This window comes from Brachybacterium sp. 107, from assembly GCF_052379725.1.
Classification (GTDB): Bacteria; Actinomycetota; Actinomycetes; order Actinomycetales; family Dermabacteraceae; genus Brachybacterium.
The window spans coordinates 172,598-193,700 of sequence record NZ_JBQSYW010000006.1; the positions used below are offsets into that span (position 1 = coordinate 172,598).

The following is a 21,103-nucleotide window of genomic DNA, read 5'->3' on the forward strand; positions in this document are numbered from 1 at the left end:
AGGAGCAACCGATGAGATATCTGCTGAAGAAGCTGGGCCTGTACGCGTTCATCGCCTGGGCCGCCCTGACCCTGAACTTCCTGATCCCGAGGCTCATGCCCGGTGACCCCGTGCGTGTGCTCATCGCCGGGTCCGAGGGACAGATCGAACCGGAGGCCGCCGAGGCGATCGCCGCCCAGTTCGGCATCTCCGACGACCCGCTGATCATCCAGTACGGGCGCTACCTCGCCGATCTGGCGCACTTCGACCTCGGGGTGTCCCTGAGCAACTATCCGGTGCCCGTCATCGACATCATCTCCGGGGCGATGCCCTGGACGATGATCCTGGTCGGCGTCTCCACCGTGGTCAGCTTCGTGCTGGGCACCGGTCTGGGCGTGCTGCTCGCCTGGCGGCGCGGCACCTGGTCCGACCATGTGCTGCCCGCCCTGACCTTCCTCAACGCGATCCCGTACTTCTGGATGGCCCTGATCCTGGTCCTGATCCTCGCGGTGACGTTCGGCTGGTTCCCCTACGCCGGGGCCTACGACCGCACCATGTTCCCCGAGCTGAGCCCGTCGTTCATCGGCTCGGTGGTCTTCCACGCCGCGCTGCCCGCTCTGACCATCGTGATCGGCTCCTTCGCCGGCTGGGTGCTGCAGATGCGCAACATGACCGTCACCATCCTCGGCGAGGACTACGTCTCGATGGCTGAGGCGAAGGGCCTGCCGAATCGGATGGTGCTGTTCGGATACGCCGCCCGCAACGCCATCCTGCCCAGCATCACCGGCTTCGCCCTCGCGCTCGGCGCGGTCGTCGGCGGATCGATGCTCACCGAGGTGATCTTCAACTATCCGGGACTGGGATACACCCTCTTCCAGGCCGTCTCCGCCCAGGACTTCCCGCTCATGCAGGGACTGTTCCTCGTCATCTCGCTCGCAGTCATCGTCGCGAACCTCATCGCGGACGCCGCCTACGTGTTCCTCGATCCGCGCACTCGTCAGGGGGCCTGAGCCATGTCCATCTCCTCACTCATCCCGAAGAGCGGGAAGGTCCGTGCGGGGCTGATCATCGTGATCGTCTTCGTCGTGCTCGCCGTCTTCGGCCCGATGATCTCCCGCTTCGACCCGAACTCGACGTCGTTCGACATGCTCGAGCCCCCGTCGGGCCGGCACTGGCTGGGCACCACGCAGACCGGCCAGGACGTCTTCGCCCAGTTCATGACGGGCGCCCGCACGTCCCTCCTGGTGGGCCTGCTCGCCGGCGTCGTCTCCCAGGTGGCCTCCGTGGCCGTGGGCCTGCTGGGCGGGTACCTCCGCGGGGTCGCCGACGACCTGCTGTACATCCTCACCGCGGTGTTCCTCGTGATCCCCGGGATGCCCCTGCTGATCGTGCTCACCGGGTACCTGCCCTCCCGGGGCCTGCTCTCGATCGCGATCGTCATCGCGATCACCTCCTGGGCCGGCTCCGCCCGCGTGATCCGCGCCCAGACCCTCTCGCTGCGCAACCGCGAGTTCGTCGAGGCGGCCCGCGCGACCGGCGAGAGCCGGCTGCGGATCATGTTCTACGAGGTCCTGCCCAACATGCTGCCGCTGGTGGCCTCGGGCTTCCTGTTCTCCGTGATCGGCGGCATCCTCTCCGAGGCGGGCCTCGCCTTCCTCGGCCTCGGATCGCTGACCACCACCAGCTGGGGCTCGATGCTCTACTTCGCCCAGAACTCCCAGGCCCTGCTCGCGGGCGCCTGGTGGTGGTACGTGCCGCCGGGCCTCGCTATCGCCGTGATCGGCGCGGGCCTCGCCCTGATCAACTTCGCGATCGACGAGTACTCCAATCCGCGCCTGCGCACCGGGTCCGCCGCCCGGGCCGGCAGCCGTGGCAGCCGGGCCGCCGGCGCCGACGCGACCGCCGCGAACGTCCAGGCCTCCGGGACCGCGTCGGCGGCCTCCGCCGCCCCGGGCGGGGCCACTCCGGCGACCGCCGAGCATGTCGCCCTCACGCAGGACCGCGACGGAGGTCCCGATCCGGACAGCACGCCGGAGACCGATCCGGATCTCGCGCCGCAGCTGCGGCCCTCGCCGATGCCGGGATCCCCGATCATCGAGGTCGACTCGCTGCGGGTGGACTATCCGACGGCGTTCGGCACGGTGCACGCCGTCCAGGACGTCTCGCTGACCCTGCGTCGCGGCGAGGTCCTGGGACTGGCGGGGGAGTCCGGGTCGGGCAAGTCCACGCTCACCAACGCGGTCACCCGTCTGCTGCGACCCCCGGCGGACGTGGCCGGCGGGTCGATCACCTACCGCGGGGAGGACGGCACCGCCACGGACATGCTGCACCTGGAGGACCGGGAGCTGCGTGCCCTGCGCTGGAACGAGATCGCCGTCGTGTTCCAGAGCGCGATGAACGCCCTCAACCCGGTCACCTCGATCCACGCCCAGTTCGACGACGTGATCCGGGTGCACCGGCCGGGCCTGCCGCCCGCCGAGCGCACCGCCATCGCGCGCGAGCACCTCGAACGGGTCGGGATCGAGGGGAACCGTCTGGAGGCGTATCCCCACGAGCTCTCCGGCGGCATGAAGCAGCGCGTCGCCATCGCCATCGCGCTCGTGCTCGAACCTGACGTGATCTTCATGGACGAGCCCACCACCGCCCTGGACCTGCTGGTCCAGCGCGATGTGCTCGACCAGATCATGCGGCTGCGCGAGGAGTACGGCTTCGCGATCGTGTTCACCACGCACGACCTCGCGCTGCTGCTGGAGATCTCCGACTCCATCGCCGTGATGCGGCACGGCGAGCTCGTCGAGTACGGCCCGGCCGTGGACATCTACCGCGATCCCCGCCACCCGTACACCAAGAACCTGCTGTCCTCGCTCGCAGAACTGGGGAGCCTCGCATGACCCTCACCGACACCACCGACGGATCCTCCGCCCGGGCCCACGCCCGGGTGGTCCTGGAAGGCCGCAACCTCGTCAAGGAGTACCCGGTCGGCGCCCGGTCCGGCCTGCTGCGCCGGCAGCAGACGATGCGGGCGGTCGATGACGTCTCGATCTCGCTGGTCCAGGGCAGGGTCACCGCCCTCGTGGGCCAGAGCGGCTCGGGGAAGTCGACGCTGGGCAGGATGCTCGCCCGCCTGATCCCCTCCACCTCGGGCCGGATCCTGCTGGAGGGGCGCGACGTGCCCACGAGCGGCAGCTCGAGGCACCGGGAGTACGTGGGGGACGTGCAGCTCACGCTGCAGGACCCCTTCGCCTCCCTGAACCCGCTGCGGCGGATCGCCTACACGCTGGGGCGCGCGGTGCGCATCCATCAGGACGCCCGCGGCGAGGCCGCCGTGCACGAGCGGTGCATCCAGCTGCTCGAGCGCGTCGGCCTCACCCCGGCCGAGCGCTATCTCGACCGGTTCCCGCACGAGCTCTCCGGCGGCGAGCGCCAGCGCGTGTCCTTCGCCCGGGCGCTCGCCGCCTCCCCGAAGGTGCTGATCGCCGACGAACCGGTCTCGATGCTCGATGTCACGATCCGCAAGGAGATGCTCGACCTCATCGACTCGCTGCGCCGCGACGAGGACCTCGCCGTCCTCTACATCACCCATGACCTGGGCAGCGCGCGACGCTACAGCGATCAGGTGATGGTCATGCACCATGGCCGCGTGGTCGAGCAGGGCGAGAGCCATGCGGTGATCGACGACCCGCAGGACGAGTACACGAAGCGACTGCTGGCCGCCGCGCCCAACCCGGGCGCCCGACTGGGCTGATCGACCCGCCGCTCAGACGAACGCGATGCGGGCCAGCCCGCGCCGGGACCGGTCGACCGTGAACCGCGTCCGGCGCGGGTGGACCCGGTTGGTCAGCAGCACGGCGACGGTGCCCGTGGTCGGATCGGCGAGGACCGAGGTGCCGGTGAACCCGGGATGCCCGACCACCCGGGGCAGCACCTCGCCCGGGGCGAGCTCCTGACCCAGCCGCAGCCCGAAGGCCTGCCGCCAGGGAGCGCCGGTGCCCACTCCGGTGGGCAGCTGGTCGCTGGTCAGCAGTGTCCGCACCGTCGGTGAGAACGTCGGCCCCGGTCCTCGACCGGCCAGGACCCGTCCGAGGGCGAGCGCGTCGTCGAGGGTCGCGAAGACCCCTGCATTGCCGGCGCCGCCCACGGACCACGCCGTCTCGTCATGGGTGGACCCGCGCACCAGCCCGCGCGGCGGGTCCTCCTGGTATTCAGTGGCTGCGGCACGAGCGGCCTCCTCGGCGGGCGGCGCCCAGCCTGCGCTCGTCGCCCCGGCGGGGTCGAGCACGCGCACCCTTGCCAGCTCCGGCAGCGGGGTGTCGGTCAGCCCTTCGAGCAGGGAGCCCAGCAGGATGAAGCCGATGCAGGAGTAGGCGTGCGCGGTGCCGGGTGCGGTGGCGAGCTGCGCCCCGGCGACGGCGGCCAGGCGCTGCTCGCGGCCGCCGGGGACCTGCCACAGCGGCATGACCGGCGGCAGCCCTGCGGTATGCGTCAGCAGCTGCCGCACCGTGATCGACGGGTGCGGCGACGGGAGGTGCTCGGCGACCGGGGCCTCCGGATCCAGCAGCCCGTCGTCGATGAGCGTGGCCGCGGTGAGCGTCGTGACGACCTTGGTCACCGAGGCCATGTCGAACAGCGTGTCTCCCACGAGCGGGATGATCTCGGGGGAGTCCGCGGGCAGGCGGGTGCCATCGGCGTCGAAGAGTGCTGTCGTGCCCGCGAGCGCGCGGGCGAGGGGGCGGCCCGGGCTGTCCACGGCGGCCGCCGCGGCGACGGCGCCCTCGATCGTGGGGCCGTCCGCGGGCGAGGTCGCTGCGTCCCGGGTCAGCGTGGCGACCAGGTCCTCGAGCCGGTGCTGCACGGCGCCGTCCCTCGGGTCCGGTGCGTCGGTGTCCTCCATGCGCGTCATGTTCTCCTGTACTCCTCGAGGGCGTCGTAGGTGGTGCGCAGGGCGTCGACCGTGTCCTCGCGGCTGCGCTGGGCGATCGCCACGAACAGGCAGTCCACGACGAGCAGCTGGGCCGATCGGGAGGCCATCGCTCCGGAGCGGTAGGTGGATTCGCGCACCGAGGTGTGCAGCACGATGTCGGCCTGCGCGACCACCGGGCCCTCGATGCTGTTGGTGAGGGCGATCGTCCGGGCTCCGGCGGTCCGGGCCCGGGAGAGGACGGCGGCGACCTCGTGGGTCGAGCCGCTGTGGGAGAACCCCAGCGCCACCTGGCCCGGTCCCATCAGGGCGGCGGCGGCGAGCGCATCGTGGGTGTCCCGGAGGCAGCGGGCGTTGCGCCCGATCCGCTGGAGCTTGCGCTCGAGGTCGCCCGCCGCGGAGGCCGACGCGCTGATGCCGTGCAGGAGCACCATCGGGGCGTCGGCGAGGGCCTCGACGGCGCGGTGGAGCTCGGCGATGTCGAGCGTCGCGGCCGTCTCCTCGATGCCCAGGGCCTCGGTCAGGGCGATGTCCGCGACGATCTGCGCGAGCGTGGAGTCCGCCGGGAGATCGGCCCCGTGGGTGCTGCCGCGACGGAGGCGGCGCACCTGCTCCGAGGCCAGCTCCCCGGCGAGCGTGAGCCGCAGATCCGCATAGCCCGCGAGCCCCAGCCGCTGGCACAGACGCACCACGGTGGGCTCGGAGGTGGCACAGGCGGCGGCCAGATCGGTGATGGTGCCCTGGAGGATCCGGTGCGGGTCCTCCAGGATCGCGTCGGCCACCCGGCGCATCGACGGCGGCAGCTGCTCCCGGACGGCCTGCAGGTGGGACTGGGTGCTCATGCGCCGATCGTAGGGGCGGTTCAGCGCGGGGGAGCGGGGTTCTCGGGAACCTGATCAATCTGTGACCTGACGGGATCCACCGGCTCGGCGCGCCCCGTGCCGCTCTGCTCGATCCGGTCCGGTGCGAAGGCGTCCGGCTCGATCCCGTCCCGCTCGAGGCGAGCTCCCGAGCGGTCGCGGCGCAGCCGCTCCCCCAGCCAGAGACCCACTCCCAGGGCGATGCCGATGACGTCGAAGAGCACGTCGGCGGCCTCCGCGCCGCGCTCGGGGAGGAGCACCAGCTGGACCAGCTCGATGAACAGACCATGAGCGAGCGCGACGAGCACGATCCACCCCATGGGGAAGCGCCGACGAGGGGCCAGCAGCCGCCCGGCTGCCCAGACCGTCAGCGCGAACACCAGCAGGTGGACTGCCTTGTCGAGGCCGGGCATCCCGGTACCGGGAGTGCCGGACGGGAGCGAGGGCAGATAGAACCCGACGTTCAGCACCAGCGCGAGCACGAGCACGCCGAGGCGTCCGGGAAGGGACCCCCCTACGTGTTGGATCTCGTGGGGCAGGCGGCGGAGGAACTCGGCGACGACGTCCATGCCCGGCATTGTTCCAGCGTCGGCGACTGTCTCCCGGGAGGCAGGGCCGCTAGGCTCACGGCAGCACGACATCGATCGAGGGAGTTGCCCATGTCCTCCACATCCGACCCGTCCCGGCTGGACCCGTACAGCGACGACCCCGGGGCCGCGCCGGGCAGCACCGCGGTGCTGGACCGTCAGCTCCAGGAGAAGGAGCAGACCACCGACGACGGTGACCACGACCGCTATGCCCACTACGTGCGCAAGGACCGGATCACGCAGGCCGCGCTCGGCGGCACGCCGGTGATCGCCCTGTGCGGCAAGGTCTGGGTGCCGGGCCGGGATCCCGAGAAGTACCCGGTGTGCCCGGAGTGCAAGGAGATCTACGAGGGCTTCCGCGACCCGCAGGACGGCGGCGGCGACGGCAAGGGCGGCTCCGGAGGGAAGGGCGGCGGGTTCCGCGGCTTCTTCGGCGGTCGACGCTGACCCCTCGCCGCGGCGGGCCGCGGGATCGCTCGGGTGACTGCCCGGGCGGTCATCCGGGCCGCGACGTGCCCGCGGACTTCCTCACATCGCGCCGGTGCGCGGGTCGTCGTACCGCGGCGGTACGGTGGATCACGCCGTGAATACCACCCCGTCCTTGTTCTCCACGAGCGATCCCCGCCAGCCCTCCGAGGCAGCCGCGCGATCGCTTCCCGTCGCCTACCCGGAACGCGCCGCCTGGGGCACCGTCCCCAAGCTGCGTGCCTGGCAGTCCGAGGCGCTCGAGCTGTATCGCAGCCGCGCCCCGAAGGACTTCCTGGCTGTCGCGACCCCCGGCGCCGGCAAGACCACCTTCGCCCTGCAGGTCGCTGCCGGGCTGCTCTCCGAGGGCACCGTCCGCCGCATCACGGTGGTCGCCCCGACTGAGCACCTGAAGACCCAATGGGCCGACGCCGCCGCCCGCGTGGGCATCTCGCTGGACCCGAACTTCTCCAACGCCCAGGGCGCCCATGGCTCCCACTACCAGGGCGTGGCGGTGACCTATGCCCAGGTGGGCATGCACCCTGCCCTGCACCGCGCACGCACCGAGGCGGATCGCACGCTGGTGATCCTGGACGAGATCCACCACGCCGGAGATTCCCTCACCTGGGGTGACGGCGTGCGTGATGCGTTCGATCCCGCGGTGCGTCGCCTGTCCCTGACCGGAACCCCGTTCCGCTCCGACGCCTCGCAGATCCCCTTCGTGATCTACGAGGAGGACGGCGAGGGCTTCTCCCGGTCCAAGGCGGACTACGTCTACGGCTACGGAGAGGCGCTGCGCGACCACGTCGTGCGCCCCGTGCTCTTCATGACCTACTCCGGGCGCATGCACTGGCGCACCAAGACCGGTGACGAGGTCTCTGCGCAGCTCGGCGCGCTCGAGACCAAGGACATCACCCAGCAGGCCTGGCGGACCGCGCTGGATCCGAACGGCGAATGGATGCAGTCGGTCCTCTCGGCCGCCGATCGACGCCTGACCGAGGTGCGTCGCCACGTCCCGGACGCCGGTGGGCTCGTGATCGCGACCGACCAGAAGGCGGCACGCGCCTATGCCGCGACCCTCCAGGACATCACCGGCCAGGCGCCCACCGTCGTGCTCTCGGACGACGCCGGCGCCGGCAAGCGCATCGAGGACTTCTCCGACTCCGACGATCGCTGGATGGTCGCAGTCCGCATGGTGTCCGAGGGCGTCGACGTGCCGCGCCTCTCCGTCGGCGTCTACGCCACCTCGACCTCGACGCCCATGTTCTTCGCGCAGGCCGTCGGCCGCTTCGTGCGCTCGCGGACCCGTGGCGAGACCGCGAGCGTCTTCCTGCCCACGGTCCCCATCCTCATGGCCCACGCCGCCGAGCTGGAGGCGGAGCGCGACCACGTGCTGGACCTGCGCCCGGCCAGCGGCGACGAGGTCACCGGCCTGGACGAGAGCCTGATCGAGGAGGCGAACCGTCCCGAGCAGACCAGCGACCAGCTCGAGATGACCTTCGAGGCCCTCGAGTCCGAGGCCTCCTTCGACCGCGTGCTGTTCGACGGCGGCGAGTACGGGGCCGGCGGCATGGCCGGCAGCGAGGACGAGCAGGAGTTCCTGGGGATCCCCGGCCTGCTCGACGCCGATCAGATGCGCACCGTGCTCCAGCAGCAGCAGGCCCAGCAGCAGGAGCGGCGCAAGCGCAACGGCTCCGCGGACCAGCCCGTCACCCCCGGGGTCGTGGACCACCGCCAGCTGATGGAGCTGCGCAAGGAGCTCAGCACGCTGGTCTCGGCGTGGGCGAAGAAGTCCAGCATCCCGCACGGATCGGTCCACAACACCCTGCGCAGCCGGTGCGGCGGGCCCGCGGTGGCCCAGGCCAGCGCTGAGCAGATCCAGGCGCGCATCGGCGTCGTGCGCGGCTGGTTCGTCGGCCGCCGCTGAGCTCCTCAGGCTCGCCCGCTGACCCCGTCCGGCCCGCCCGCTGACCCCGCCCGGCGACCAGCCCGTGCCGGTCGCCGGCGCCCTGTACGCCCTGGGCCTCGCACCCATCGGCTCCTTGTTGTGATGCTGATCACGAGCTAGGGTCGATGGGGGAGAGCGGCGCCGACCGAGTCGACGTCGACCGAGTCGAGCGAGGGGCCCCTATGTGTTTCCATCGGGTGTGGCCGGCGATCGTGCTGATCAGCGCACCGCTGATCGCCTGGGCGATGTTCCCGCGGACGGGGTGGATCTACACCTGCATGGTGCTCGGGATGGGAATCGCCCTGGCTCTTGCCGCGGCGACGCCTCGGGCCTGGAGCGCCTCGGCACGACGTCAGGTCGCGATCGCCGCACTCGTGCTGTGCATCGGCGGGATCGCTCTGGTGGGGCTCCGCGTCGGTGATCCGATGGCGGCCGTCCCCTTCCTCGCCGGGATCGGTGGAGCCATCACGGTGCACAGGAGAATCCTGCCGGACCGGCGTGGGGACCACCCGGGTGCTGGTGCCCCCGGGACCATCCAGCTGCGGAGCACCTGAGGCGACTCCGCTCAGCTCAGCACGCGTGCGGCCTCGGCGCCGTCGGTGACGGTGGGGATCGCGACCGGACCGTCGGGCCCGTCGTCGGGGGACAGGCCCAGCTCGGCGACCGAGGCGGCATGACGCCTCCGCGCCGCCTCGACCACGTCGGGCGCCCGCAGGTCCTGCACCGGCCTGCCGGCCAGGATCAGCGGCCTCTGCAGAGGCCGCAGCGAGGTCCGCTTCCAGTCGGGGTTCGACTGGCCGGAGGTCAGCTCGGCGATCAGCTCCCGCTCGAACTCGGCGACCTCCTCCTCGCCCGGCAGCACCAGCTCCGCATGGGCACGATCACCCACGATCGTGCGGTAAGCGGCCTTGCCGGCACCGAGCGTGGCCTTGTCCTGGGACCGCTTGCCGACGGGGTGCATCGTCCTGTCTGACCCTTCGCGCTCGACGAGCTTGTAGACGAAGCCGGGGGCAGGATGACCGCCGCCGGTGACCAGGCGCGTCCCGATGCCGTATCCATCCAGCGGTGCCTCGGTGAGCTCCTCGAGGCGGTACTCGTCGAGGTCGCCGGTGGCGGTGATCCGCGTGCCCGTGGCGCCGAGGGAGTCGAGCAGGGCTCGCACCTCGTGGGCCTGCACCCCGAGGTCCCCGGAGTCCAGGCGCACGGCGCCCAGCTGCGGCCCGGCGATCTCGACCGCCGTGCGCACGGCGGTCGCGACGTCGTAGGTGTCCACCAGCACGGTGGTCCCCGCACCCTGGGAGGCGATCTGGGCGCGGAAGGCCTCCTCCTCGGTGTCGAACAGGAGCGTGAACGCGTGGGCCGCGGTCCCGGCGACCGGGATGCGATAGTGCGCGCCGGCGGCGAGGTTCGAGGTGGAGTCGAAGCCGACGATGTAGGCCGCGCGGGCGGCGGCGATCGCGGCGTCCTCGTGGACCCGGCGCCCACCCATCTCGATGCAGGGACGGCCCCGGGCGGCGGTGATCATCCGCGATCCCGCCGAGGCGATGCCGCTGTCGTGGTTGAGGATGGACAGCACGACGGTCTCGAGCATCACCGCGTCCTCGAAGGTGCCCTCGATCCGCAGCACCGGCGAGTTCGGGAAGAACAGCTCGCCCTCCTCGTACCCGTGCACGTCCCCCGTGAAGCGGTACGCCGCGAGATGGTCGAGAGTCTCCTCGTCGAGCATCCCGGACCGGCGCAGGTAGCGCAGGTCGGCGTCGTCGAAGCGGAAGTCGGCGATCGCGTCGAGCACGCGGCCGGTCCCGGCGAGCACCCCGTAGCGGCGACCCTCGGGGAGAGAACGGGTGAACACCTCGAAGACGCAGCGTCGCGATGCCGTGCCCGCCTCGCGGGCACCGTGCAGCATCGTCAGCTCGTAGAGGTCGGTGAGCAGGGCAGAAGTCACAGTGCCCACGGTAATGCGTGCCGGGCCGACCGAGTGACGGACGCGCCCCGTAGACTCGACCGGGCCGATCGCCGAGGACCATGTCACCTGTCATGGGACGGCGGGCGGCGGGACACAGGAGGAGCACGAATGCCGGTGGAGCTGCGGCGGGCTGATCCCGGGACGGCCTCGCTGACCGATCCTGCCGGAGCCGTCCAGGAGGACGTCGGGACCAGCGGCCCCTGGTGCACCGTGGTCTGGAACGACCCCGTGAACCTCATGAGCTACGTCGTCTTCGTCCTGCGGCGTCACTTCGGGTACTCGCGGCTGGTCGCCGAGCAGCTGATGATGCAGGTGCACGAGGAGGGCCGGGCGATCGTCTCGCGCGGTTCCCGTGAGCGCGTCGAGACCGACGTCCAGGCCATGCACTCCTTCGGCCTGCACGCGACACTGGAGAGAGCGGGGGAGGGCTGATGGCGCACGCATTCCGACGCCGCCCCGACGGCAGCCTCGCCTGCCGGCTCGACGGGGAGGAGAAGGCGATCATCGCCCAGGTCGCCCAGGAGACTGCGGATCTCATCCGCGCCGACCTGGGGATCGACGCCGATCCGGGCGTGCTGCGGCGCGCTGCGGAGAGCGACGATCCATTGCGCCGCCTCGAGGCCGAGTTCGCCGGCCGCGATGCCCGCGAGCCCGCGGACTCCGCCGTGAAGCGGCTGTTCCCCGCGGCGTCCGAGGACCCCACGCTCGCAGGGGAGTTCCGGCGGCTGGGCCAGCAGGATCTCGCCGACGGGAAGCTCGCCGATCTCGCCCTGGTCCTGAAGATCATCGACTCGGCAGGTCCGAGCCACAGCGAGATCGTGCTCGACGACGCCCAGGCGATCGCCCTGCTGCGTGCCCTGAACGACGTGCGCATCGTGCTCGCGGACCGTCTCGATCTCCAGCGCGACGGGGACTTCGACACCGTGCGGATGCTCCAGCAGATCGGGGAGCGGGTGGAGGAGGCCGCGGAGCCGGAGGGCGATCAGGTCGGGTCCGACATCGTGATCGCCGTGTACGAGCTGCTGTCCTGGCTCCAGGAGAGCCTGCTGCGTGCGCTGGACTGATGTCCGCGAACTGTGAAACAGCACCCAGTGAGGGGGCTGTCACTGCCCCGGACGGCAAACGACACTAGCCTTACCAGGATGAACAACGCGCCGATCGGGATCTTCGACTCCGGGGTGGGCGGGCTGACCGTGGCCCGGGCCGTCCTCGACCAGCTGCCGCAGGAGGAGCTGGTCTACATCGGCGACACCGCGCACGGCCCCTACGGCCCGAGATCGATCGCCGACGTGCGCTCCCTGACGCTCGACATCATGGACAACCTGGTCGACCACGGCGTGAAGATGCTCGTGATCGCCTGCAACACCGCCTCGGCCGCCGTGCTGCGCGATGCTCGTGAGCGCTACGACGTGCCCGTCATCGAGGTCATCCAGCCAGCTGTGCGCCGTGCCGTCGCCGCGACCCGCAATCGCCGGGTGGGGGTGATCGCCACCGAGGGGACGGTCACCTCGCGCGCCTATGAGGACGCCTTCGCCGCGGCCCCCGATCTGCAGATCCTCACCCAGGCCTGCCCGCGCTTCGTCGAGTTCGTCGAGAACGGCGTGATCACCGGGGACGAGGTCATCGAGGTGGCCGAGGAGTACCTGGCACCCGTGCTGGAGGCCGGGGTGGACACCCTGGTGCTCGGCTGCACCCACTACCCGATGCTCGCCGGCGCGATCAGCTATGTCATGGGGCCGGAGGTCACGCTGGTCTCCTCCGCCGAGGAGACCGCCCTGGACGTCTACCGCCAGCTGCGCGGAGAGTCCCTGCTGCGCGTCTCGGAGCGCCCGCCGCATCACGTCTTCGCGCAGACGGCGGAGGGCGACGACAGCGAGTCCTTCGTGCGCCTCTCGCGCCGCTTCCTCGGCCCGATGCTCGATGTGACCACGAGCCTGCCGGTGGTGACGGCATGAGGATCCACGTCATCGGCTGCAGCGGCAGCTTCGCCGGCCCGGACAGCGCCGCCTCCAGCTATCTCCTCGAGCACGAGGACGAGAGCGGACGCACCTGGCGCGTGCTCATGGACCTCGGTTCCGGCGCGTTCGGGCCGCTGCAGTCCGTCATCGATCCTGCGGACCTCGACGCCGTGATCATCTCCCACCTGCACCCCGACCACTATCTCGACGTCACGGGGCTCGAGGTCTTCTGGGCGTACCACGAGCGCACCGACCTGCCCCAGCTGCCCCTGTACGCGCCGCGGCCGCTCCCGGACCGCATCGCCGCCGTGCTGGGCCGCGCCGGGAACATCCCGGACGGCGTGGACTGCGTCCCGTTCGAGAACCACGCGCTCGAGGACCACCAGCGGTTCACGATCGGGCCGTTCGACATCCAGGTGCGCGAGGTGCTGCACCCCGTGGAGGCCTACGGGTTCCGGATCACCGCAGGCGGCGACGTGCTCGCCTACTCCGGTGACACCGATGCCTGCGAGGCGCTCGACGAGCTGGCGGCCGGCGCGGACCTGTTCCTCTGCGAGGCCGGCTACATCGAGGGGCGCGACGACCGCTTCTCCGGCGTGCACCTGACGGGCCTGCGCGCCGGGCAGGCCGCGGTGACCGCGAACGCCGGGCGCGTGGTGCTCACCCACATCGCCGCGTGGACGGACCCCGCGGTGCCGCTCGCCGAGGCGCGCAGCGTCTACTCGGGCCCGCTCGAGCTCGCCGTGCCCCAGGCGGTCTACGACACCACCAGGACCGACGCCACCGCCTGAGTTCGGCGTTCCGGGTTCTGAGGGCCCGGTGCCCGGCGGCTATCCTCGATCAGTACGCCTGAGCGACACCGAGGAGAACCTGCTCCATGAGCACCCAGAACCCCACCCCGACCGGCGACCGCGTCGACGGCCGCACCCCTGACCAGCTGCGCGAGGTGCGCATCACCCGCGACTGGCTCGACCACGCCGAGGGCAGCGCCCTGATCGAGTTCGGCCGCACCCGCGTGCTGTGCGCGGCCAGCTTCACCGAGGGCGTGCCGCGCTGGAAGAAGGGCTCCGGCTCCGGCTGGGTCACCGCCGAGTACGCGATGCTCCCGCGCGCCACCAACACCCGCGGCGCCCGCGAGAGCGTCAAGGGCAAGATCGGGGGCCGCACCCACGAGATCTCCCGACTGATCGGCCGCTCCCTGCGCGCGGTCATCGACCTCGACGCCCTCGGCGAGAACACCATCCAGCTGGACTGCGACGTGCTGCAGGCCGACGGCGGCACCCGCACCGCCGCGATCACCGGCGCCTACGTGGCGCTGGCCGACGCGATCTCCTGGGGCAAGAAGCACACCGCCGTCCCGGCCGCCCGCGAGGTGCTCACCGACTCCGTCAGCGCGATCAGCGTGGGCATCGTCGAGGGTCGCCCGCTGCTGGACCTCGAGTACCGCGAAGACGTGAATGCCGAGACCGACATGAACGTCGTGGTGACCGGTTCCGGCTCGTTCGTCGAGGTGCAGGGCACCGCGGAGGGTGCCCCCTTCGACCGCACCGAGCTCGGCGCCCTCCTGGACCTCGCCACCGGAGGCTGCGAGCAGCTCGCCGCGATCCAGCGCGACGTCCTGGCCCAGCAGCGATGAACCCAGCAGCGTCGAACCCTGCTGCGATGCACGAGGGGACCACGAGCGTCCCGGCGGGGGCCCGGATCATCCTGGCCTCCCACAACCTCAAGAAGCTCCACGAGCTCCAGCGCATCATGACCGCCGCCGTGCCGGGGCTCGCGGCGGAATCGATCGTCTCCTCGGCGGGCATCGAGCTGCCCGACGTGGTCGAGGACGCGGTCACCTTCGAGGGCAACGCCCTGCTGAAGGCCCACTCCGCGGCCGCGGCGACCGGGCTGCTCGCCGTCGCCGACGACTCCGGCCTCGCCGTGGATGTGCTGGGCGGCTCGCCGGGCATCTTCTCGGCGCGCTGGAGCGGAGCTCACGGGGACGACGGGGCGAACAACGACCTGCTGCTCGCCCAGCTCTCCGATGTGCCCGATGCGCACCGCGCCGCGCGCTTCGTGTGCGCGGCGGCGCTGGTGGCCCCGGACGGCACCGAGGTGGTCGAGCGCGGCGAGATGACGGGACGCCTGCTGCGGGAACGGCGCGGCGAGGGCGGCTTCGGCTACGACCCGCTGTTCCGGCCCGACGGCCAGGCGCGAACCGCCGCGGAGCTCAGCCCCGAGGAGAAGGACGCCATCTCCCACCGAGGCGTCGCCTTCCGCGCCCTCGCCCGTCACGTGGCCCCGCTGCTCGACTGAGTGGCCCCGCTGCTCGACTGATCCGTCCAGCGCCGACCTGGACCCTGGCCGGGATGCACGACGCCCCTGATCCGAGCGGATCAGGGGCGTCGAGTCGTGGAGTCGTCGTCGTGGGACGCCGGTCGTCGGACCTCTCAGGCGGCGCCGACGTGGGCGAGGGCCCGGCGCACGATGAGGTCGTGACCGCCGCTCATCTCGTCCAGCGGGGAGGACTCCGCGAGCAGCTCGTCGATCCCGAACCAGGTCAGCTCCAGGGCGTCCTCCTGCGGGGCGGTCTCACCGTCGATCGGCACCACGTAGGCCATCGAGATCGCATGCTGGCGCGCGTCGTGGAAGGGCGAGATCCCCGGGGTGGGGAAGTACTCGGCGACGGTGAAGGGGACTGGGGAGACGGGGATGCGGGGCATCGCCATCGGTCCCAGGTCCTTGTCGATGTGGCGGGAGATCGCTTCGCGGATCGTCTCGTGGATCATGATCCGGCCGGAGACGATCGCCCGCACGATCTGGCCGCTGCCGGAGGCGCGCAGCAGCAGGCCCACCTCGACCACGGAGCCGTCCACGTCGGTGCGCACGGGCACGAGGTCCAGGTAGGGGATGGGCAGGTGACGGCGGAGCTGCGCGATGTGCTCGGGCTCGAACCAGGAGCCTTCGGTGTCCACTGCCGTGCGGGGGCTCATCGGGTGGCCTCGGTGGAGCGGCCGTCCCTGTCGGCGGCGGCCGCCGCGGCCAGCGCGGGGGCGAGCTGGCCCTTCTCGACGTGGAAGCGCGGGTTCTGTTCGCGACTGGCGACCTTCACGGCGTGGTCGACGTCCTCGCCGGCGATCATCCGGACCCGCCACGTCGTGCCCTCGAGCTCCACGAGGGACAGCGTCGCGTTCGGGATCGAGGGCAGGGGCTGCTCGATGATCCCCGAGAGGATGAAGCGGATCAGGGTGCCGTGGGCGACGACCAGGACCTTCTTGCCCGGGTAGCGCTCCTCGAGCGCCTCGAGGCCGTCATAGCCGCGGTCGGCGACGGCCTGGTGGTCCTCCCGGCCCGGGAAGGAGCGGTCCGGGTAGGCCTCCTGCATCTCGCCGACCGGCTTGCCCTCGGCGAAGCCCCAGTCGATCTCCACGAACCGCGGATCGGTACCGCCGAAGGGGATGCCGTGGTCCTCGCCGATGATCCGGCCCGTCTGCTCGGCACGCTGCAGCGGTGAGGTGACGATCACGTCCCAGTCCACGGGCGGGAGCTGGTCGAAGGCGGCGTGCGCCTGGGCGATCCCGGTGTCGTTCAGCGGGATGTCCGAGGACCCCTGGAAGCGGTTCTGCAGGTTGTAGTCCGTCTGCCCATGGCGGACGAGTCCGAACAGCGTCATGAAGCGTCTCCTCGATACGGGGATGGTGCGTGCGCGAGAAGGGACTCGAACCCTCACGCCCTGGGGCACTGGAACCTAAATCCAGCGCGTCTACCGATTCCGCCACTCGCGCGCCCGCCCAGCCTATCTGCAGCCGCCGGATGCTCCGGGTAGGCTCGTGGGGCTGGTGGCGCGATGCACCTCGCCCGTCCTGGGCGACCGCAGCCTCCACCTCGTCGTTCCCGATCCCCAGCATCACAGGAGTCCCTCATGAGCGCCCTCGCAGGCAAGACCGCCGTCGTCACCGGTTCCTCCCGAGGGGTCGGCGCCGCCACCGCGAAGCTGCTCGCCGACCAGGGCGCCGCGGTGGTCATCAACTACCGTCAGAAGGCCCCCCGCGCGAAGAAGGTCGTCGCGGAGATCGAGGCCGCGGGCGGCAGGGCCGTCGCCGTCGGCGCCGACCTCACCGAGGCCGAGGGCGTCAACACCCTCATGCAGACGGCCATCGACACCTTCGGCAGCCTGGACCTGCTGGTCCTGAACGCCTCCGGCGGCATGGAGGCGGACCTCGGCGAGGACTACGCGATGCGTCTGAACCGCGACGCGCAGAACGATGCGCTGACGGCGGGCCTCGAGCGGCTCTCCACCGGGGGCCGTGTGGTCTTCGTGACCAGCCACCAGGCGCACTTCATCGACAAGGTCGAGACCATGCCCGAGTACGAGCAGGTCGCCCGGTCCAAGCACGCCGGCGAGGAGGCGCTGACGGCTCGCATCGGCGAGATGTCCGAGAAGGGTGTCTCCTTCGTGGTCGTCTCCGGCGACATGATCGAGGGCACGGTCACCGCGACGCTGCTGAACCGTGCGCGCCCCGGTGCGCTCGAGGAGCGGCGAGAGGCTGCCGGCAAGCTGTACTCCGTCGAGGAGTTCGCCGCCGAGGTGGCGGCGATGGCCACGGCCGACGTCGAGACCGGCCACGTCGAGCTCGTGGGCGGCGCCGACGACTTCCTGGCACGCACCAAGGGCTGAACCGACCGGTTCAGCCCGACGACCCCAGATTCCCGCCTGATTCCCGGCTGGTCACCTCGCGACCTCCTGCTCGCGATACGATCAGCGGGATCAAGCCCTGACGACACCCGGAGGCAGTGGTGGCCAAGAAGAACAGCCTGGACGACATGCGCGACGAGGCCTACCGGCGGCAGGACAACCTGGCGTCGGACATCGACGAGCTGGTCGACCGTGTGAACCCTAAGAACGCGGTGACCCGGTGGAAGAACGAGCTCGTCGGTTCGGTGAAGGGTTTTTCCGACGCCGGTGACGACAAGCCCGCCTCGACGCTCCCGATAGCGATCGCAGGCGGAGTCATCGGCGTGGTGCTCATCGGTGCAGGCATCGCTGCGGCGATCGCCCTCTCTGGTGGTGACGACAAGCCCGCGAGGCCTTCGAAGACCGCGAAGGCTGCGAGGAAGAACGTCGAGAAGACCTCGAAGAAGGCCTCCAAGAAGGCCTCTGCACAGACGCAGAAGGCGAAGGCCACGGCCGGCCAGGCCAAGGCCGAGCTCGACAAGGCCCTCGCCACGGCGAAGGCCCGGGCGGCCAGCGACTGACCCCGCGGGACTCTCCTCGGCGGAGAGCTCCCGTATCGCGCGTACGACGGCGCCGGTCACCTCGGTGACCGGCGCCGTTCGCTATGGTCGCTCGCCGGGTCCTGCTGCGCGTCGGTGCCTACATTGCGTCGGTGCCTACAGCGCGTCGGTGCCTACTGCGCGCCGGCTCCTACAGCTCGCCGTCCACGAAGTACCAGACGCCGTCCTCCCGCACGAACCGGGACATCTCGTGCTGCTCCTGGCGGCCCTGCGGGCTGCGTGCCACCGCCGTGAACTCAACCGTGCCCGTGTCGTCGAAGGGGCCACCCGCGGTGGTCTTCTGGATGGACAGGTGCAGCCACCGCGTGCCGTCCTCGAGAGAGTCCTCGAGCTCGTCGCGGTCAGGACGCTCGCGCGGGTGCCAGGACCTCAGGAGATGGTCGACGTCCCTCACGGCGAACGCCGTGTACCGAGACCTCATGAGGGCTTCCGCCGTCGCGGCGCGGCGCTCCTGGCGCAGCACGGGGCCGCAGCAGGCTCCGAAGGTGTCCCCGCGCCCGCAGGGGCACCGGGTGTCGTCGGACGGGGGAGTGTGCGGGGTGCTCATCCCTCGAGTATCCCGCGCGGGGAGCTCAGCGGCGGGACCAGCCCGGCGTGGACGGGCCGACCGTCGGCCGCCAGCCGGTCTCGGACATGAACCGCACGGAGGAGACCCGCAAGGAACGACGCTGCGTCTCCAGCCGGGTGCCGACGATGGCCTGCGTGATCTCCGGGTAGAACTTCGCGGGGTTCGGGACGCCGGCCTCCATCGCCAGATCCTTCGCCCAACGGGCCTTGGTGATCGGCTCGCCGCCGACGTTGTAGAAGCCGCTGTCCGCTCGGAGGGCGGCGACGAAGGCGTGACCGGCGTCGGTGTGGTGCAGCAGCGTCACATAGTTCTCGGGCTTGCCCAGCAGGATCGGGTCACCTGCGCGGGTGGCCTTCAGCGCGTGCGTCGTGTGGGGATCACGGCCGAAGAGGAGCCCGAGGCGCAGGACGACCGCGCTGCGACCGGAGGCTGCGAAGTCCACGGCGGCGCGCATCTCGGCCACACGGGGCCGGAACGCCTGGTTGCGCACGCTGAGCGGCAGGTCCTCACCGATCCACTCGGAGCCGTTGTCCGGGTACAGGTAGATCGAGGACTCCTGGATGAGCTTGCCCACGCCCGCCTGAGCCGCGGCCTTGGCGATCGCGACGGAGGCCTCGAGATGGAGCTTGTCGTCCTCGCGCCAGGCGAGGGGGCGCAGCCCGGCCATCCCCACAGGCACATGGGCGAGGGTATTGATGACGATGTCATATCCGCGGAACGCGCGGGCGAGATCCGAGGCGTCGAAGACATCGGCCACGACGGCGCTGCCGCCTCTGCCCTCGATGATCGGGATCCCGGAATCGCGTCGCGTGATGCCTGTGACCTCATGCCCGGCGGCGACGAGCGCCTCGACAGCTTCCTGGCCGAGCACGCCTGTGGCACCGGTGACCGCGATCCTCACGCTGACCTCCTTCGCCGACGGCCTGCTGACCCTCGTGCGTCGAACTTCCTGGGAGGAGCAAGTCTATGCGATCGGCCGCGCCTGCTCCGCCGGGTCCGCGGACGGGAGGCGTTCTGTCAGCTCGCTCACAGAGGGTCCTCTCGAGTTGGCGACTCGGAGGGTGGGGGGTAATGTTTCTTCCTGTTCGGCGCCATTAGCTCAGTTGGTTAGAGCAGCTGACTCTTAATCAGCGGGTCCGGGGTTCGAATCCCTGATGGCGCACCGACACTCGAAGCCCCACCGGTTCTCCGGTGGGGCTTCGTCGTGTCCGGAGCAGACCGACTCCTCGGGCGACCAGGTGTGTGAGGGGCCGCGGATCGACACGAGGTGAGTGGCGAGGAGCCGTTCCGCGCCCGTGCTGGAGCGTTTCGCGGTGGCCGGTCAGGGGCGGCAGGGGAGTGCCGGACGAGCTTCCGAGGCGCTCATCAGGTGGTCAGAACCTCCGATGCTCAGGCGAGACTGGCGGCCGTCGTGCCAGCAGGGGAGTGCTGGCTCCTGCGCCAGCCGTGCCAGCCGCGGCACAGGACGTAGGCCGCAGCGGTCACCAGCACGAGTCCGAGGTCTATGGTCCAGGTCGTACGTGCATCCGGGGTGGCTCCCGCCGCGATGCCGAATACGGTGATCGCGAGCTTGTGACCGACTACGAGCTCCCAGGCGCCGCGCTGACTGCGGGGTGCGGCGGCGATCATGAGGAAGAGCCCGACGAAGACCAGATAGGCGAACGTCCGCCACGCCTCGGACATCAGTCGTTCGGGAGCCACGGTCGTCATGATGGAGATCCCCTGAGCGAACGCGGCCAGCGTCGCCACTGCGCAGAGGATCAGCAGGCCCCGTCCGATGCGGTCGGCCGCAGGCGCGTGGCCGGTGATGCGGGTGGGGGTGAGGGGGTGGTTGTCGGCGCGTGCAACGGGGTGGATCGTCATGGTGCGTGCCCTTCGTCGGCGGTGATGGTCCGAGTGCGGTCAGTGGGAGCAGCACCTGCATGCTGCGGAGAACAGAAGCCCTTTCTGGGTTTCCTCGGCACGTTGAACCTAGACCCGTTGAGTTGCTTAGGCAAGTCATTCTGTCGGACCCGCGCGCGCTCCGGCGGACCCTGCCTGCGGGGTCGTACGATGCCGCACATGGATACTCCGTCGCCCTGGCTCGATGCTGACGAGCAGGAACTCTGGCAATCTTTGCTCACCGTGGTCATCGCCCTGCCGGCGGCCCTGGACCGTCAGCTGCGCCGTGATGCCGGCATCTCCAACTTCGAGTACGGCGTGCTCGCCCGGCTGGAGATGGCGGAGGGGAGGACGATGCGCCTGAGCGAGCTCGCCGCGCTGTGCGACAGCACGCTCCCGCGCCTGTCGAAGGTGATGGATCGATTCGAGCGTCGCGAGTGGGTCACCCGCCGGCCCGATCCGGCGGACGGTCGATACACGCTCGGCTCTCTGGCCGAGGCGGGTGGTCGCAAGCTCGTCGAGGCCGCCCCGGAGCATGCTGCCCAGGTGCGGCGACTTGTGCTCGATCCGCTCAGTGCCGCCCAGCGTCGGCAGATGTCGACCTCGATGTCGCGTCTCGCCACCGTTCTGCGGGAGGACGCGGCGGGCGGCTGACGTACCCTCCGGCGGCAGGTCCGTCCACTGCTCTCCAGG

At 70.9% G+C, this 21,103-nt stretch carries 24 protein-coding genes and 2 tRNA genes; 16 read left to right on the forward strand and 10 right to left on the reverse strand.

Annotated features, from left to right (window positions below):
* The first annotated feature begins 11 nt into the window (after window positions 1–11).
* The 3 genes from ACT3UL_RS09185 to ACT3UL_RS09195 are packed head-to-tail and all read left to right on the forward strand — an operon-like array spanning window position 12 to window position 3,724.
* Window positions 12–989 (forward strand): ABC transporter permease, encoded by a 978-nt coding sequence (locus ACT3UL_RS09185; protein WP_444577946.1) that lies wholly within the window; start codon window positions 12–14, stop codon window positions 987–989.
* Window positions 990–992: 3 nt separating this feature from the next.
* On the forward strand, window positions 993–2,870 hold the full coding sequence (locus tag ACT3UL_RS09190; RefSeq protein ID WP_444577947.1) for a dipeptide/oligopeptide/nickel ABC transporter permease/ATP-binding protein: 1,878 nt from the start codon (window positions 993–995) through the stop codon (window positions 2,868–2,870).
* Window positions 2,867–3,724 (forward strand): ABC transporter ATP-binding protein, encoded by an 858-nt coding sequence (locus tag ACT3UL_RS09195; protein ID WP_443397691.1) that lies wholly within the window; start codon window positions 2,867–2,869, stop codon window positions 3,722–3,724. Before ACT3UL_RS09190 ends, ACT3UL_RS09195 begins: the two co-directional genes overlap by 4 nt.
* A gap of 12 nt (window positions 3,725–3,736) precedes the next feature.
* Here ACT3UL_RS09195 and ACT3UL_RS09200 read toward each other — a convergent pair whose 3' ends face one another.
* From ACT3UL_RS09200 to ACT3UL_RS09210, 3 genes are read right to left on the reverse strand one after another with little or no spacing between them, the layout of a single operon-like run.
* A complete protein-coding gene (locus tag ACT3UL_RS09200; RefSeq protein ID WP_444577948.1) occupies window positions 3,737–4,879 on the reverse strand; it encodes a serine hydrolase domain-containing protein in 1,143 nt (380 codons plus the stop codon).
* Complete coding sequence (locus ACT3UL_RS09205; RefSeq protein WP_444577949.1) at window positions 4,876–5,739, reverse strand: MurR/RpiR family transcriptional regulator; 864 nt, start codon at window positions 5,737–5,739, stop codon at window positions 4,876–4,878. The genes ACT3UL_RS09200 and ACT3UL_RS09205 overlap by 4 nt, the downstream gene beginning before the upstream one ends.
* A gap of 20 nt (window positions 5,740–5,759) precedes the next feature.
* Window positions 5,760–6,326 (reverse strand): VanZ family protein, encoded by a 567-nt coding sequence (locus ACT3UL_RS09210; RefSeq protein WP_444577950.1) that lies wholly within the window; start codon window positions 6,324–6,326, stop codon window positions 5,760–5,762.
* A gap of 90 nt (window positions 6,327–6,416) precedes the next feature.
* On the opposite strand from ACT3UL_RS09210, the gene ACT3UL_RS09215 reads away from it, so the two are divergent.
* The 3 genes from ACT3UL_RS09215 to ACT3UL_RS09225 all read left to right on the forward strand — a co-directional run bounded on the left by ACT3UL_RS09215 (window position 6,417) and on the right by ACT3UL_RS09225 (window position 9,311).
* Complete coding sequence (locus tag ACT3UL_RS09215; protein ID WP_444577951.1) at window positions 6,417–6,791, forward strand: DUF3039 domain-containing protein; 375 nt, start codon at window positions 6,417–6,419, stop codon at window positions 6,789–6,791.
* A 154-nt stretch (window positions 6,792–6,945) separates the two neighbouring features.
* The gene (locus tag ACT3UL_RS09220; RefSeq protein WP_444577991.1) at window positions 6,946–8,736 is read left to right on the forward strand and encodes a DEAD/DEAH box helicase; all 1,791 of its coding nucleotides are present in this window, start codon (window positions 6,946–6,948) and stop codon (window positions 8,734–8,736) included.
* Between the two features lie 203 nt (window positions 8,737–8,939).
* Entirely contained in the window at window positions 8,940–9,311 is a 372-nt protein-coding gene (locus ACT3UL_RS09225; protein ID WP_444577952.1) for a hypothetical protein, read from the forward strand.
* Window positions 9,312–9,322: 11 nt separating this feature from the next.
* Here the strand turns inward: ACT3UL_RS09225 and ACT3UL_RS09230 are convergent, their stop codons facing one another.
* The gene (locus ACT3UL_RS09230) at window positions 9,323–10,702 is read right to left on the reverse strand and encodes a nicotinate phosphoribosyltransferase (RefSeq protein ID WP_444577953.1); all 1,380 of its coding nucleotides are present in this window, start codon (window positions 10,700–10,702) and stop codon (window positions 9,323–9,325) included.
* A 129-nt stretch (window positions 10,703–10,831) separates the two neighbouring features.
* Between ACT3UL_RS09230 and clpS the strand changes: the two genes are divergently transcribed.
* From clpS to rdgB, 6 genes are all read left to right on the forward strand, one after another.
* Window positions 10,832–11,155, forward strand: coding sequence for an ATP-dependent Clp protease adapter ClpS (gene clpS, locus ACT3UL_RS09235; RefSeq protein WP_444577954.1), 324 nt, complete (start codon window positions 10,832–10,834; stop codon window positions 11,153–11,155).
* Complete coding sequence (locus ACT3UL_RS09240) at window positions 11,155–11,787, forward strand: DUF2017 family protein (protein ID WP_444577955.1); 633 nt, start codon at window positions 11,155–11,157, stop codon at window positions 11,785–11,787. The genes clpS and ACT3UL_RS09240 overlap by 1 nt, the downstream gene beginning before the upstream one ends.
* Window positions 11,788–11,865: 78 nt before the next feature.
* Window positions 11,866–12,678 (forward strand): glutamate racemase, encoded by an 813-nt coding sequence (gene murI, locus ACT3UL_RS09245; RefSeq protein WP_444577956.1) that lies wholly within the window; start codon window positions 11,866–11,868, stop codon window positions 12,676–12,678.
* A complete protein-coding gene (locus ACT3UL_RS09250) occupies window positions 12,675–13,472 on the forward strand; it encodes an MBL fold metallo-hydrolase (RefSeq protein ID WP_444577957.1) in 798 nt (265 codons plus the stop codon). Before murI ends, ACT3UL_RS09250 begins: the two co-directional genes overlap by 4 nt.
* Window positions 13,473–13,558: 86 nt before the next feature.
* Window positions 13,559–14,317 carry a ribonuclease PH gene (gene rph / locus ACT3UL_RS09255; RefSeq protein ID WP_343922303.1) on the forward strand — a complete coding sequence of 253 codons (759 nt, stop codon included), beginning with the start codon at window positions 13,559–13,561 and terminating at the stop codon, window positions 14,315–14,317.
* A gap of 26 nt (window positions 14,318–14,343) precedes the next feature.
* Window positions 14,344–14,982, forward strand: coding sequence for an RdgB/HAM1 family non-canonical purine NTP pyrophosphatase (gene rdgB / locus ACT3UL_RS09260; RefSeq protein WP_444577958.1), 639 nt, complete (start codon window positions 14,344–14,346; stop codon window positions 14,980–14,982).
* Between the two features lie 134 nt (window positions 14,983–15,116).
* Here the strand turns inward: rdgB and ACT3UL_RS09265 are convergent, their stop codons facing one another.
* The 3 genes from ACT3UL_RS09265 to ACT3UL_RS09275 form a co-directional block, all read right to left on the reverse strand.
* On the reverse strand, window positions 15,117–15,659 hold the full coding sequence (locus ACT3UL_RS09265) for a DUF4916 domain-containing protein (RefSeq protein WP_444577959.1): 543 nt from the start codon (window positions 15,657–15,659) through the stop codon (window positions 15,117–15,119).
* Entirely contained in the window at window positions 15,656–16,339 is a 684-nt protein-coding gene (locus tag ACT3UL_RS09270; RefSeq protein WP_444577960.1) for a histidine phosphatase family protein, read from the reverse strand. The genes ACT3UL_RS09265 and ACT3UL_RS09270 overlap by 4 nt, the downstream gene beginning before the upstream one ends.
* Before the next feature lie 30 nt (window positions 16,340–16,369).
* A tRNA-Leu gene (locus ACT3UL_RS09275) sits at window positions 16,370–16,451 on the reverse strand.
* 137 nt (window positions 16,452–16,588) lie between these two features.
* Here ACT3UL_RS09275 and ACT3UL_RS09280 point away from each other — a divergent pair.
* Both ACT3UL_RS09280 and ACT3UL_RS09285 read left to right on the forward strand, forming a co-directional pair.
* On the forward strand, window positions 16,589–17,344 hold the full coding sequence (locus tag ACT3UL_RS09280; protein ID WP_444577961.1) for an SDR family oxidoreductase: 756 nt from the start codon (window positions 16,589–16,591) through the stop codon (window positions 17,342–17,344).
* Window positions 17,345–17,463: 119 nt separating this feature from the next.
* Complete coding sequence (locus tag ACT3UL_RS09285) at window positions 17,464–17,922, forward strand: hypothetical protein (protein ID WP_444577962.1); 459 nt, start codon at window positions 17,464–17,466, stop codon at window positions 17,920–17,922.
* A 169-nt stretch (window positions 17,923–18,091) separates the two neighbouring features.
* On the opposite strand, the gene ACT3UL_RS09290 is transcribed toward ACT3UL_RS09285, so the two are convergent.
* The gene (locus ACT3UL_RS09290) at window positions 18,092–18,508 is read right to left on the reverse strand and encodes a YchJ family protein (RefSeq protein WP_444577963.1); all 417 of its coding nucleotides are present in this window, start codon (window positions 18,506–18,508) and stop codon (window positions 18,092–18,094) included.
* 25 nt (window positions 18,509–18,533) lie between these two features.
* Window positions 18,534–19,430, reverse strand: coding sequence for an NAD-dependent epimerase/dehydratase family protein (locus ACT3UL_RS09295; protein ID WP_444577964.1), 897 nt, complete (start codon window positions 19,428–19,430; stop codon window positions 18,534–18,536).
* 187 nt (window positions 19,431–19,617) lie between these two features.
* On the opposite strand from ACT3UL_RS09295, the gene ACT3UL_RS09300 reads away from it, so the two are divergent.
* Window positions 19,618–19,691: transfer RNA gene (locus ACT3UL_RS09300), tRNA-Lys, on the forward strand.
* A gap of 227 nt (window positions 19,692–19,918) precedes the next feature.
* On the opposite strand, the gene ACT3UL_RS09305 is transcribed toward ACT3UL_RS09300, so the two are convergent.
* A complete protein-coding gene (locus tag ACT3UL_RS09305; protein WP_444577965.1) occupies window positions 19,919–20,392 on the reverse strand; it encodes a hypothetical protein in 474 nt (157 codons plus the stop codon).
* A gap of 198 nt (window positions 20,393–20,590) precedes the next feature.
* On the opposite strand from ACT3UL_RS09305, the gene ACT3UL_RS09310 reads away from it, so the two are divergent.
* Complete coding sequence (locus tag ACT3UL_RS09310; protein ID WP_444577966.1) at window positions 20,591–21,064, forward strand: MarR family winged helix-turn-helix transcriptional regulator; 474 nt, start codon at window positions 20,591–20,593, stop codon at window positions 21,062–21,064.
* The last annotated feature ends 39 nt before the right edge of the window (window positions 21,065–21,103 follow it).